Source organism: Streptomyces sp. NPDC001832, assembly GCF_040297265.1.
Lineage (GTDB): Bacteria > Actinomycetota > Actinomycetes > Streptomycetales > Streptomycetaceae > Streptomyces.
In genome coordinates, this window is the sequence record NZ_JBEOYU010000059.1 from 19,534 (window position 1) to 32,132 (window position 12,599).

Consider the following 12,599-nt stretch of genomic DNA (forward strand, 5'->3'; position numbering starts at 1 on the left):
CACGGAGCACGACGGAGAGGCGGGCACCTTCCGTTCGGAACGCCACCGTGTGTCGGGGCAGGAGCTGCCCGTCGGCGTTCATCTCGCCGGTCATGGCCTGCGCACCTGCCAACGACCGTCGTGGGCGCCGCTACGGGGCAAACCTTGCCGGTCGCGGCACTAGACTCGGCGGATGGCGAAGTACTTCGACGTGCACCCCGAGAATCCTCAGCCGCGCACCATCCGCACCGTGGCCGACAGCATCGGGTCCGGCGCGCTCATCGCATACCCGACAGACTCCTGTTACGCATTGGGATGCCGGCTGGGCAGTCGTGACGGCATCAGCCGGATCCGGTCGATCCGGAACCTCGACGACCGGCACCATTTCACCCTTGTTTGCCAGAATTTCGCGCAACTGGGTCAGTTCGTGCACATCGACAACGATGTGTTCCGCGCGATCAAGGCAGCGACACCCGGCAGTTACACCTTCATCCTCCCGGCGACGAAGGAGGTACCGCGTCAGCTGCTGCATCCGAAGAAGAAGACGGTCGGAGTCCGGATTCCCGACCATGTCGTCGCTCAGGCACTGCTCGCCGCCCACGGTGAGCCGCTACTGTCCAGCACCTTGCTCCTGCCCGACGAGGACGAGCCGCTGACACAGGGCTGGGAGATCAAGGAACGGCTCGACCATGTCGTGGACGCCGTGGTCGACTCGGGTGACTGCGGCACCGAGCCGACCACGGTCATCGACTTCTCCGGCGGTGAACTCGAGATCGTACGCCGAGGGGCAGGTGACACCGCACGGTTCGAGTAGCCGCAACCGTCGCCGTCAGCCAGCTCCCCTGTCCGCGCCCGTGTCGGAGGCGCAAGGAGCCTCCGGTGGGGTGCCGGGCGGGAGGTGTGCGCGTTCCGCCTCGGTGAAGTCGCGGCCCAAGTTCTTGCACAGGTGAGTGAACCAGGTGTCAGGGCGCAGGTCGAAGACGTTGCGCAGGTTGCCGCTCGCCACGATCAGCTTGGAACCCCGGAGGACCGCCGTGGCATCGATCGTGCTCGGGATCGTGCCGATTGCAGCGCCGTCGTCGGCACTCCACAGTTTGTAGGCGCTGCCGCCCACCTCCGCCGTAACCACCAGTCCGCTGTTGGCCACACCTGTGACGCCGTCGCCGGCCTCCATCGTGATGGGCTGACCGGCAACCTTGCCCTTGGCGATGTCCCAGCGGTGCAGCCTGCCGTCGCTGTGCTCCACCATCAAATACCGGCCGTCCGGGGAAAAGGCCAATTTATTGGGGGAACCCTCTTCGAAACGCGTGCTGATCTCGTCCCCTTCCAGCTCCTCCGTCTGTTTGCGGGCCCGGATGTCCCAGATCTGGATCCTGCCCTTCGCCGTGTCGTTGCGCGTCACAACGGCAACCTGATGCGGGTTGGCCGGACGGCCACGGAGCTGGCCCATGACGGGGGGAAATCTCTGGACGACTGGTGAGCGGTCGACACGCAGGGGTTCCCCCGTCTGCACACCGCGATCCGGGTCCACCCGGAGCAGGGCGCCGCCCCCGAGCAGGACAGCGACATCGCCGCCTGGCAGGGGCTCGACCGCGTCGATCACGCCTTCCGGATCGCCGGTATCAGCGCCCGTGTCCAATGGCACGTCCAGGCGGCTGGACAGTGCGTCGGCCTCGTACAGGAACAGGCGCGGACCGCTCTGCCAGAGCACCAGACGCTTCGACTCCGATGTCCAGGCGACGTCCCATCTCCCCGAGCCGCCCTCCGGGCGTGGCAGCTTGGCGGCGGTGCTGGAGCCTCGTGCCAGGTCCACCACCTCCACCTCACGGTCCGTCAGCCGCACGACTTTTCGGCCGTCCGGTGACAAGAGGGACCGCGTCTCGGCTCCGTCAACGGGACGGGGAGCGGAATGTGCGTAGGCCGTCACCAGGGTGTTTCCGACGGGGGCCAGCACCATCAGTCCGTCTTCCTGGTGCCGGGCGACGGCGAACACTGGTTCCGTGTAGCCCGGTTCGTCGTCCACGGGCAGCCGGGTCACATACGTGTCGTCCGTGCCACGCCTGCCGAATGCTACATCGGCGTACCCCTGCTCTTCATGGCTCAAGGTCTCGAAGCCGTACGCACCCGTGGCATCGGAGGATATCCAGTCATTGGCGGGGGTCGGGACCTTGCGCAGAGCGCGGCCGGTGCTCAGGTCGCGCACCACGGAGCCGTTGGGCGTCCTTGAGTCCTCGGATCCTTCGGTCGTGACCACCACGGTGTCGAGACCTTCCCCGAACTCCACGCTTTGGTCTCCCACCGTCGACACCACCGTGTCCGCCACCGGCAGCGCCTTGAGGCTGCTCAGGTCCCACACATCGAGGAAGGCCCGGGGCTTCGCACCCTTTGCGTATGGAGTGTGGATGTCGAGCATCCGCAGAAGACGGCTGCCGTCGGCACTGAAGTCCAGCTCGGCGCTCACCTTGTCGAGCTCGCCCGTGAGTCCTTGTCCCAGACGAGTCGGCGCTCTGCCTTTCCCGTCGAGGCGCCAGAGCCACACCGTGCCGTCCGGAAGCGCCACCGCGTAGTGCCGCCCGTCCGGGCTGACCTCTCCGCGCTGATCGGATTCGGGTACGTCCGGGAGGGTGTAGTGGCGTGGTTCTCCCTCCATCGCGCCGGTCACGACCGACACCTGGTACGGGTCGCTGCCCTCGGGCTTGGACCGCACCACGAGGGTGCGGCCGTCCGGGGTCGCGTCCAGGTCCCGCACGCGCCCGCGCCACAGGCCGTTGTGGGCGTCACGCACATACTGGGCCCGAACGTACTGACTGAGCAGCGCCTCCCGGGCCTGCGGCGTCCGGTCGGCGTGCCAGGCGGCGAGCGCCAACTGCACTGCCGTCCCCGGCGACTCGGCCTGCCGGCTGCTGGACTCCTCGGCCAGTGCGCGGGACGCGAGAGTGCGCACCTGGTCCTTGAGATCCTGGCTGGTGTCGAAGGCGATCGTGCCCAGCGTCCCCGCTATGAGCAGCAGCGCGAAGAGCACCGCGCCGATCGCCAGCAGCCCGCGGACCGTCCGCTGCTCGTACCGGCTGCCGGCATCGATGTAGCCGCGCTCGTCCGCCGTCACGTCCTCGGGCCGCCGCTCCAGCCACTCCACCCCCTCGGCGAGGGTCTTGCCGCGCTGCAGGGCCGCCGTTTCCCTCCCCTTCTCCTGCCAGCGCGCCATATCTGTGCGAAGCTGCTCCTGCCACATCCGGAACTTTCTGCTGTCGTCCAGCCAGCCGCGCAGCGTGGGCCACAGCCGGGTAAGGGCCTCGTGCGTGAGATCGACGATCTCTGCCCCTGCGGCGGTACGGCCGATGACAACCAGCTTCCCTCGGGCGAGGCGCCGGGCCAGGGCCACCGCGGCCGGGTCGAGCTGGGTGACCGGGGTGGCGCGGCGGACGTAGCCGCCACGGTCATCGGGGCGTGCCAGTTGGACGAACAGCCTGCGCGCGACGGGCTCTTCGGATTCAGCTACGTGAGCGTGGTAGGTGTCGTCCGCGTAGCCGACCAGGGCTCCGGCGACGCCGCCGAGTTCGTCGTACACCGCGTGCCTGAGCATGGAGCGTTCGCGCCCCTCCCAGAGCCGGGTAAGCATGAATTCCACCAGCGGCATCCGCCCGGGCTGGTCCGCCGCGTCCTCGACGATGCGCTTGGCCAGCCCCGGCTCCAGCCACAGCCCCGGTACGGCCTCAACGGGGCCGGTGATGGCGCGGTACAGGTCGTCGGCGTTGAGCGGGGCAAGGAAGAGGACGGCGTCGCTGAGCGCGCCGGACGTCTGGGATGTCAGCAGGACGTCCAGGGATTCCTGGCGCGCGGTGGCTACGACCCGAAGGCCGCGCCCGTTGGTTGACCGCGGTGATCCCGCCAGTGCGACGAGGAAGCCGAGAAGCGTGCGCGCCGCTGTCGGTTCGGCGACGGCGTACTCCTCCAGTTGATCGACGAAGAGCAGGTGGCCGCCGGTGTCGACCTGTCTTTCGAGCGAGTCGCGCAGCCCGGCTACTGCCCCGGGGACTCGGCTGGGACCTGGTGGGGCGTGCTCTCCCCCGCTTGCAGAGCCTTCGCCGCTCGCCTCGCCCTGCGCCCCGTCCACAAGCAGCCGTGCCAGCTTCTTCGCCTTGCTCAGCCGGTCGGTCTCCCCGACGGTGTCCGGCTCCAGTACGGGGACGAGCGCGTGTGCCAGCACCGCCTCCGGCCTGTCTCCGGGCACGGGACGCAGGATGGACACGCCCATTCCGTCAGCCCGGAGCCGCGGCAGCAGACCGGCGCGGATCAGCGAGGACTTGCCGCATCCAGAGGGGCCGACCACGACCGTGAGGGGGCGCCGGGCGATCGACTCGGTCAGTCGCCTGGTGTCGTCCTCGCGTCCGTGGAAGTATTCGGCGTCCTCCTCCTCGAATGCCTCAAGGCTGCGAAATGGGCACGTCGGGTACAACACTTCCTCGTCCACGAGCAACTCGGACGGTACGAGGAACGCGGTTCCCGCCAGGTCACCGCGCCCGGCCGCGACGGCCAACCCGACGACTCCGCCCTGCACGTCGTCCCACACCGCGGCCCCGCTGTAGCCCTTGGTGATCTGGCGGCTGCCGGGGTCGGCGTCCATTTGCACCCAGCCCGCTCCCTGGACGCTCCGCAGGGTGCCAGTCGCCCATATTCCGTGGTCGCCGCCGCCCGGGAAGCCGTACGCCCGATAGGAGTGCCCCCAGACGGACGTGCCGTCCACGAGCGATACCGGGCGCGCGTTCGGTACGCGCCGATCGAGGCGCAGCAGCGCCACATCGCCGCTGTCGTCATCCAGGACAGGCTTCCAGGAGATGACCTGGGCCTGCACCGCGGGAGCGACTCCGTCCGGGCCACGCAACAGCGGGAACTCGACCTGTACGACCTCGACAGGAGCAATCTCGGTATTCCTCGGGATCCCCAACGCGTCTGCGATCACGTGTGCACATGTGCATACGACGTCGGGTGCGACGAGGAAACCCGCCCCCACGACCGGGCCGACGCCGCGAATCCTGACGAGACCCGACTCCAGCGACCCCTCACTCCGTAACGCTGCCATGTCCGGCATCATCGCGGTTCGCGGCGTTCCACTCCAGACACACGGCGAAGTTGGCCTCGCCGGCCGCCTGCGCCACCACTACGCCCGCTTCCGCGGACAGCTTGGTCCCGAACTCCACGCTCACGGAGCCGGGCTGGCTCACCAGGCCTCGAACGCTCCGCCCGCGCTGGTCTTCGAGGCCACTCCGCCGGACCCTCGGCACCCGGTCTGTCGTAGGCTGACCGCCCCTGGACCGGTCCCAGCCCTGCGGTGATCCGGTGAGCAGACACCCGGCATACGGCCCCGGAGAACGGCACCCCGATGACACAGACAGCACCTCCCGAGCCCGGCTCCCACTCCGAAGTCTCATCCCCCGGCTCCTCCTCCCCCAGGCTCGGCTCACCCGGACCTTCCTGCCCCGGTGTGGCCGCGTGGCCGCAGCCCAGCCGACCGGACCGGATGCAGAGTCTGCTGGATGCCGTGATGAGTCTGGGGCGGGGCCTGGAACTCCCGGAGGTGCTGCGCGGCATCGTGGAGGCAGCGGTGACGTTGACCGGCGCTCAGTACGGAGCACTCGGCATTGTCGGGGACGGGCAGAAGCTACTGGAGTTTCTGCCGGTGGGCCTGTCGGAGCAACTCGTCGCCAGGATCGGGCAGTCACCGTGCGGCCGCGGAATCCTCGGCGAGCTGATCCATCACCCGGAACCGCTACGGCTGACCGATCTCAGCAGCCACCCGCGCAGCTTCGGCTTTCCGCCTCATCATCCGCCGATGCGCACCTTCCTCGGCGTACCGGTGCGGGTGCGCGACGAGGTGTTCGGCAACCTCTATCTCACCGAGAAGCTGGGCGGGGCGAGCTTCGACGCCGACGACGAGGCGGTGCTGACCACCCTGTCGATCGCGGCCGGCGTCGCCATCGACAACGCCAGGATGTACGACGAGAGCCGCCGCCGGGAACGGCGCCTGGAGGCACTGGGCGAAATCACCCGCACTCTGCTCTCGGGGACGGATGCCGACGAGGTGCTGCATCTGATCGCCGAGCGGGCGATGGAAGTGGCGGGGGCCGACCGGGCAGCGATTCTGCTGCCCACGGCGCGGCCCGGTCCCGCGCCCCGCTCAGATACTCCGGCGGCATCAGCGGCCGAGGAACGCCTCACGGTTGCCGTCGCCCATGGCCGGGACTCCGACCATGTGAGGGGTTTGTCCGTTCCGGCTTCGGGATCCCTGGCCGGGCTCGCCGCCCGTACCGGAACGCCTGTGCACTGCGCCGACTTCCGTACGGATCCCCGGGCCCATCCGTTCGGCGACGATGCAGAGGCCGGTCTGGGCGCGGTGGTGGCGGTGCCGCTGCAGATCGACACCGGGGCACTGGGCGCACTGCGCCTGGGGCGGCCGGTGGGCCGCCCGCCGTTCGACGAAACCGAGGTCGAACTCGTCTCCGGCTTCGCCGACCAGGCAGCCATCGCGCTGGAACTGGCCCGCAGACGGGCCGAGTCCGAGGAACTCGCCGTGTTGCACGACCGGGACCGGATCGCCCGTGATCTGCACGATCTGGCGATCCAGCGGCTCTTCGCGACCGGGATGACGCTCCAGAGCACCACCCGGGCCATCTCCGACCGCCCGGAAGCGGCCGAGCGGGTCAGCCGGGCAGTGGACGATCTGGACACCACGATCCGGATCATCCGGTCCACCATCTTCGATCTGCGCACGGCGGACAGTTCGGGGCGCAGCGGGCTGCGGCACCGGATAGCGGAGACCGCTCGTACAGCGGCACATGTCCTCGGCTTCCGGCCCACTGTGCAGATCGACGGGCCGGTGGACACCACTGTCCCGGACGAACTCGCCGAACACGTGGTGGCGGTCGCCGCGGAGGCGGTGTCCAACGCGTCCCGCCATGCCTGTGCGAGTCGTATCGGCATCGTGCTGTCGGCCGACGACGCGGTGACTCTGACCGTCACGGACAACGGCATCGGCATCGGCATCCCGGACGGTGACACGACCACTCCGGGAACGCGGACAGCGATCGATGACGCAACGGGGACAGCGATCAGTGACGGCGATCAGCCGGCCAGGCGCGTCGGTGGGCTGGACAATATGCGTACGCGGGCGAAGCTGTGCGGCGGCACGCTCGCCATCGAACGGCCGACGGACGGCGGCACCCGGATCACGTGGCGCGTCCCGCTCCACGACTGACGCCCGATCACCTGTCAGCTTCGTCGGACCGGGGCTTGCCCTTGACGGTCCTTGATCCGGCCGACGAGCATCGCGGCCTGAATCCGGCGGCCGACGCCCAGTTTGGCAAGGATCGAGGAGATGCGGTTCTTGACGGTCTTCTCGGCCAGGAAGAGGCGTTCCGCGATTTCGCGGTTGGTGAGGCCCTCGCCGATGAGGTCCAGGATCTGACGCTCCCTGGTTGTGAGCTGGTCCAGTTCCGATGCCTCCGACTCGTCGGCGCGGGTCCGCTGGGTGCCCCGCAGTCGTGCCATCACACGAGCGGTCGTCCGTGGATCGAGCATCGAGGTACCGGACGCGACCGTGCGTACGGCGGCGATCAGATCGGCTCCGTTGATCTGCTTCAGTACGTAGCCGGCGGCGCCTGCCATGATGGCGTCGAACAGTGCCTCGTCGTCATCGAACGACGTCAGCATCAGACATGCCAGCTCGGGCATCAGGGCACGCAGTTCCCGGCACACCTCGATGCCGGCGTGGTCACCGCGGGGGTCGTCGCCGAGCCGTACGTCCAGTACTGCCACCTGTGGCCTGCTGGCCGGTACGCGGGCCAGTGCCTCCCGGGCGTTGGAAGCCTCGCCAACGACCTCGATGCCGTCCTCGGTCTCCAGCAGATCGCGTACGCCGCGCCGGACGACCTCGTGGTCGTCGAGGATGAAGACGCGTACGGGGGCTGCGGACTGCGGCGGCGTCGTGCTCATCGGGGACTTCGCGGGGTCATTCACACCAAGGCTCGATCGGTTCGGGGAAGGTGGCTCGGACCAGTATGTGCCTGCGTCCGCAGGCCGGTTCGCCGGGGTGGTCGCAGCATGCCGAGCAGGCCCTGAACAGGGCCGAAAGTCCCTGTGGCCAGGGCCGGTCGGCAGGCTGGACGCGGTGCCATACTGACGGGCGCCGAGATCGTCCGGGCGCTCCGGACGTCTTCCGGCCCCCCCACCGCGCTGTCCCAAGGAGTCACCGGCCCATGAACACCCCGAGCGAGGACTACCACGCACTGCTCGCGCGGCATGACGCGATGCGGCTGCGACGACGCATCCTGTCCCCGGCCGGAGTTGATGCCGAACCGTCGTGCGCCGAGGCACCGCAAGCTTACGAAGGAGCGGCCGACCAGCAGCTGATCAGCGAATTCCTGCCGCTGGTGAGCCCACTGGAGGAGCTGATCGCCGAGCTGTACCGGGTCATGTTCGAGCGGCATCCGTATCTGCGGTCGTTGTTTCCCGAGTCGATGGCGTTCCAGCAGGCTCATCTCGTCCAAATCTTCCGCTATCTGATCGGTAATCTGCACCGCACGGAAGAGATGATCGGCACCTTCGCACAGTTGGGTCGCGACCATCGAAAGCTCGGTGTACGCCCCGCGCACTTCCAGGCGTTCGAGGCGGCACTGATCGAGGCGCTGCGCATGCGTGCGGGCGCCCGGTGGACCGGTGCGCTGGAGGAAGCCTGGCTGCGGATGCTGCGGCTGGCCGTTTCGGCGATGGTCAGGGGCGCGGACCAGGCGATCGCCGAACCGCCGAGCTGGGAGGCGACGGTGACCTCGCACGAGTTCCGTACTCCGGATCTCGCGGTGCTGAGGGTTCGACCCCATCAGCCCTACACCTTCAGGGCCGGGCAGTACGCGTCCGTGGAGTCGCCGCTGCTGGAGCAGGCATGGCGTCCCTACTATCTGGCCCGCGCGCCGCATCCGGACGGCGAGTTGGAGTTCCATGTACGGGCCCGGGGCGCCGACGGGGTGAGTGATGCGCTGGTGCACGGCGCGCGGGAGGGCGGCACCGTCCGCCTCAGCGCACCGCGCGGCGCGCTTGTCCTGCCCGATCACACCCCCTCCGCCGACGTTCTGTTGATCGCTTCCGGTACGGGATGGGCCGCGATGAAGGCGCTGCTCCAGCAGATCGACGCCGAACGGTCCCGTGCGCACCGGGTGCGACTGCTGCTGGTGGCAAGGGCGGGTGAGGGCATGTATGACGCGGCGTATCTGGAGGCGTTCCGGCGCGGGCGCCCCTGGCTGACCGTCCTCACAACCGGTCAGGCCGGGCCGGCTGATCCGGCGGGTCTCTCCGCAGATCCCGGTCTGCGGGCCCTGGACGGAATACTGGCGCAGCGTCCCGAGGCCGCCGCCCGGCAGCACGTCTATCTGGCCCTGGCACCCGAGGCATCCGCGACAGACTCCGCGCGGGCCGTCGCCGCCCGGCTGGCCGCCGCCGGAGTCCCGGCCATGCACACCCATCACGACACCACCGGCGTTGTACCGGTCACAGAAACGTCTGCCAGTACGACCAGAACCGGGTTGCTATCAGCATGACGATGACCAGGCACCAGGTAACCGGCACCACAAGGGGGAACTCCAGCACCGCCGCGACGACAGCGCGTGGGGCGGGCAGGACGCCATGGCGCAGATTGTGCACGGTGGTGTGCCAGAACATGAAGATGGTGGCCACCCACACAAGTACGCACCACAGGCAGAGCGCGCCGATGTCGTACAGCGCCTGCATCATCAGCCACATGCAGAAGCCGACGCCGAACAGGGTGCCCAGATTCAGCCCCAGCCAGTACCACCGCCGGTAGCGCGCACCTGCGAGCAGGCCGACGCCGGTCCCCATCACCACGCCGAAGGCGATCAGTCCGATGAGCGGATTGGGAAAGCCGAACACCGACGCCTGTTCGCTGCGCATCACATCCGTGCAGGACACCACGGGGCTCAGCGTGCAGGCTGGTACGAAGTCGGGGTCGGCGAGCAGTTCGAACTTGTCGATGGTGATCACGAAGGAGCCCAGCAGCCCGAGGGCGGCCGTGATCACCAGCAGCCATGCGAATCCCTGGCGCGCCCCGGTCCGCTCCTGTTCGTCACTCTTCCCCGAAGCACCGCTGTTCGCACTGTCCTGCGAGGAGCGGACCTGCCGGTCATCGGCCTCGGGGGCTTCCGCTACCAGCTCCGACTCACGCGCCGACGCGCTCATGCCGGCCCCCGCACTGAGCCGTCCGGCCAGACGACCTCCACCCGGATTCCACGCGCCCGGGCAAAGGCAACCAGATGTGCGGTGGCGTCCCGGCCGTCCGACGGCGAACCGTCCCACACGGCGAGCACGGTCCGGCACGTCTCCACGAGACGTTCATCGGCGCTGACACAAGCGTTGCGGTCGGCCGGATCAAAAGCCAGCAACCGTACGCTCTCGGCCAGGACGAGCAGTTCCCCTGCGGCCCGCCGGTCTCCCTCGGGCAGCACTGCGGGCACCGAACCCTGGGCCGGCAGCAGAACCGTCAGCTTCCGTCCGGCTTCCCGGGCAGCACGCCCGAACACCAGCGGCAGCCCCGCCCCGACCCGTACGAGAGCGGCCACGCCCTCTGCCAGGCAGTCCAGCCGCGCTCTCAGTTCAGCCTCCACCAGCGCCAGAGTTCTGTTGCTGAGGTCTCCGTGTCCGACGACCGCGATCAACGCGTTCTCCTCCTGTACACATCCGCACCGCCCGCTCCGACCGAACGCTCCACAAGCCACGGCCCGGCCCCCGGAGCCGTCGTTGGGCCGGCCCGCAGCATGCGGTCCACCGCAGTGAACCCATCGGGGGGCCGACGTCGCTAGGGCCGTTCGGCCCTGGGCCATTCGGCCCTGGCGTGGGGATGGCAGCACGCGATGTACTCGTGCGTCAGGCGAGCAGATCAGGAGACAAGGCCGCCCCATGAACCACGCAGGTCATCAGTCGCCCCAGTCGTCCCTGCCCGCGGCTGGGCCCACGCCGTCGGCGTCGGCCCCGGCGCACGGTCCGGCGGCCGCCGGACCACGCCACACGGTCGAGCTGACGGGCACTCAGGCACTGGGCCTGCTCGGCGGGACGTCGCTCGGGCGGATAGTCTTCACCCAGCGCGCGCTGCCCGCAATCCGGCCGGTGAACCATCTGCTGGACCGCGGTCAGATCGTCATCCGGACCCGTCAGGACTCGGACCTGTTCGTCCAGGCCCGGCACCATGGCGACCGGGGAGTCGTGGTCGCCTACCAGGCGGATGACATCGATCCGCTGACCCATCTGGGCTGGAGCGTCGTTGCGACGGGTTACTGTCGCCCAGTGACCGATCCGGATGCTCTGATGCGCTACCAACGGCTGATCAGACCCTGGTCGGACCGGGTGCTGGACTGTGCGGTCCGCATCCGTCCGCATCTGGTCACCGGGATCCGGCTGACGGCCTGATGCGGCATCTCCGTACGGGTGCGGCGGATCACGGACCCGCACGGCGTCTGCCGCGCCGACACCATGTTCTGCCGTCCCAGTACCGGCCCGCGCATGACCTGCGGCGGCAGCGGCGTGCCGACGAGTTCGATACCGGGCCTGCCATCCTCGACGACGAACTCGGCCGCGTCACACGCACGGACGACTCCGTCAATCGTATTCGAAGCCGTATTCGATCACTCGGAAGCTCGCTCCCACTCCGCTATTGATGAACGCACCTCCGTCGACGGGCTGTGCGATCACGCCTGAGGTGGCGCCATAGGGTCCGACGATGGCGACGGGGCCACCGTTGTCGCAGGCCTGCCCGCGGAAGACCTCGACGGTCCTCCGGCTGTCGTTGAAGATGCTGAAGCTCGTGGAGCCGAGGCCACTGGACGCGGTGACACAGCCGCCAGGGTAGGCGGAGTACGTCCGCTCGTTGAAGTGAATCCTGCCCTCGTCGTGACCTCTCTCCTCACCGTAGCCCCTGCCCTCGTCGTTACCCCTGCCCTCGTCATTGCCTCCCTTCTCGTCGTTGCCTCCGCCCTGGTTGTCTCTGCTTTCGTTGCCCCCGCTCTCGTCACCGCTGCCCTGCTCACCTCTGCTTTCGTTGCCCCCGCTCTCGTCACCGCTGCCCTGTTTACCTCTGCTTTCGTTGCCCCCGCTCTCGTCACCGCTGCCCTGCTTGCCCTTTCCTGCGTCGCCCCCGCTGTTGGGGGCCGAAGCCGGGTTGGCGGCATGCCGGACGACCGGGGCTGCCTGGGCCGCCTCGGTGGTGGCTGCCGAGCTGAAGGTGCTGCCGGTGGCGGTCAGGGCGGTGGTGGCCGCGACGGCGGCGGTCACGACGGCGGAACGTGCACCCATGTCACTTCTCCTGTCTCAGAGAGGCCGACTGAGCAGCCGACCCGTGACTGAACGTACTTACGCTCCCAATGCCTGTCATATCAGGCATATCGAACGGCTGACGCCGAGGTATCGATCGAAATGACAGCCACCTGTATGCCATTCAGGTAGAAGCTGACGATCTATCGATGGCTTAGAGGTCGCGCACATAGGTGGGGTGGAGGAAGGAGCGGGGCGAGGGGCAAGCCGGGCAAGGCGGAGGAGGGAGGCGACGCGGAGCGTCGTCGACCGAC

General features: G+C 68.7%; 10 protein-coding genes. 4 read left to right on the forward strand and 6 right to left on the reverse strand.

Going from position 1 to position 12,599, the window contains the following annotated elements:
* The first annotated feature begins 172 nt into the window (after positions 1-172).
* Positions 173-793, forward strand: a complete 621-nt coding sequence (locus ABT115_RS28680; RefSeq protein WP_351795722.1) for an L-threonylcarbamoyladenylate synthase — start codon at positions 173-175, stop codon at positions 791-793.
* Positions 794-808: 15 nt separating this feature from the next.
* Here ABT115_RS28680 and ABT115_RS28685 read toward each other — a convergent pair whose 3' ends face one another.
* Complete coding sequence (locus ABT115_RS28685; protein WP_351795751.1) at positions 809-4,939, reverse strand: nSTAND1 domain-containing NTPase; 4,131 nt, start codon at positions 4,937-4,939, stop codon at positions 809-811.
* 100 nt (positions 4,940-5,039) lie between these two features.
* Entirely contained in the window at positions 5,040-5,408 is a 369-nt protein-coding gene (locus tag ABT115_RS28690) for a CU044_2847 family protein (RefSeq protein ID WP_351795726.1), read from the reverse strand.
* Positions 5,409-5,497: 89 nt separating this feature from the next.
* On the opposite strand from ABT115_RS28690, the gene ABT115_RS28695 reads away from it, so the two are divergent.
* Entirely contained in the window at positions 5,498-7,231 is a 1,734-nt protein-coding gene (locus ABT115_RS28695; RefSeq protein WP_351795729.1) for a sensor histidine kinase, read from the forward strand.
* Between the two features lie 14 nt (positions 7,232-7,245).
* Here ABT115_RS28695 and ABT115_RS28700 read toward each other — a convergent pair whose 3' ends face one another.
* A complete protein-coding gene (locus ABT115_RS28700; protein ID WP_351795732.1) occupies positions 7,246-7,968 on the reverse strand; it encodes a response regulator transcription factor in 723 nt (240 codons plus the stop codon).
* Between the two features lie 263 nt (positions 7,969-8,231).
* On the opposite strand from ABT115_RS28700, the gene ABT115_RS28705 reads away from it, so the two are divergent.
* Positions 8,232-9,566, forward strand: coding sequence for a globin domain-containing protein (locus ABT115_RS28705; protein ID WP_351795734.1), 1,335 nt, complete (start codon positions 8,232-8,234; stop codon positions 9,564-9,566).
* On the opposite strand, the gene ABT115_RS28710 is transcribed toward ABT115_RS28705, so the two are convergent.
* Positions 9,517-10,221, reverse strand: a complete 705-nt coding sequence (locus tag ABT115_RS28710; RefSeq protein ID WP_351795737.1) for a vitamin K epoxide reductase family protein — start codon at positions 10,219-10,221, stop codon at positions 9,517-9,519. The genes ABT115_RS28705 and ABT115_RS28710 overlap by 50 nt on opposite strands.
* Positions 10,218-10,697: a hypothetical protein gene (locus ABT115_RS28715; protein WP_351795740.1), complete on the reverse strand. Its 480-nt coding sequence runs from the start codon at positions 10,695-10,697 to the stop codon at positions 10,218-10,220. Before ABT115_RS28715 ends, ABT115_RS28710 begins: the two co-directional genes overlap by 4 nt.
* Before the next feature lie 241 nt (positions 10,698-10,938).
* Here ABT115_RS28715 and ABT115_RS28720 point away from each other — a divergent pair, with 241 nt between their 5' ends.
* Entirely contained in the window at positions 10,939-11,445 is a 507-nt protein-coding gene (locus tag ABT115_RS28720) for a pyridoxamine 5'-phosphate oxidase family protein (RefSeq protein WP_351795742.1), read from the forward strand.
* A 189-nt stretch (positions 11,446-11,634) separates the two neighbouring features.
* Here ABT115_RS28720 and ABT115_RS28725 read toward each other — a convergent pair whose 3' ends face one another.
* Positions 11,635-12,327 (reverse strand): hypothetical protein, encoded by a 693-nt coding sequence (locus tag ABT115_RS28725; RefSeq protein WP_351795745.1) that lies wholly within the window; start codon positions 12,325-12,327, stop codon positions 11,635-11,637.
* Between the last annotated feature and the right edge of the window lie 272 nt (positions 12,328-12,599).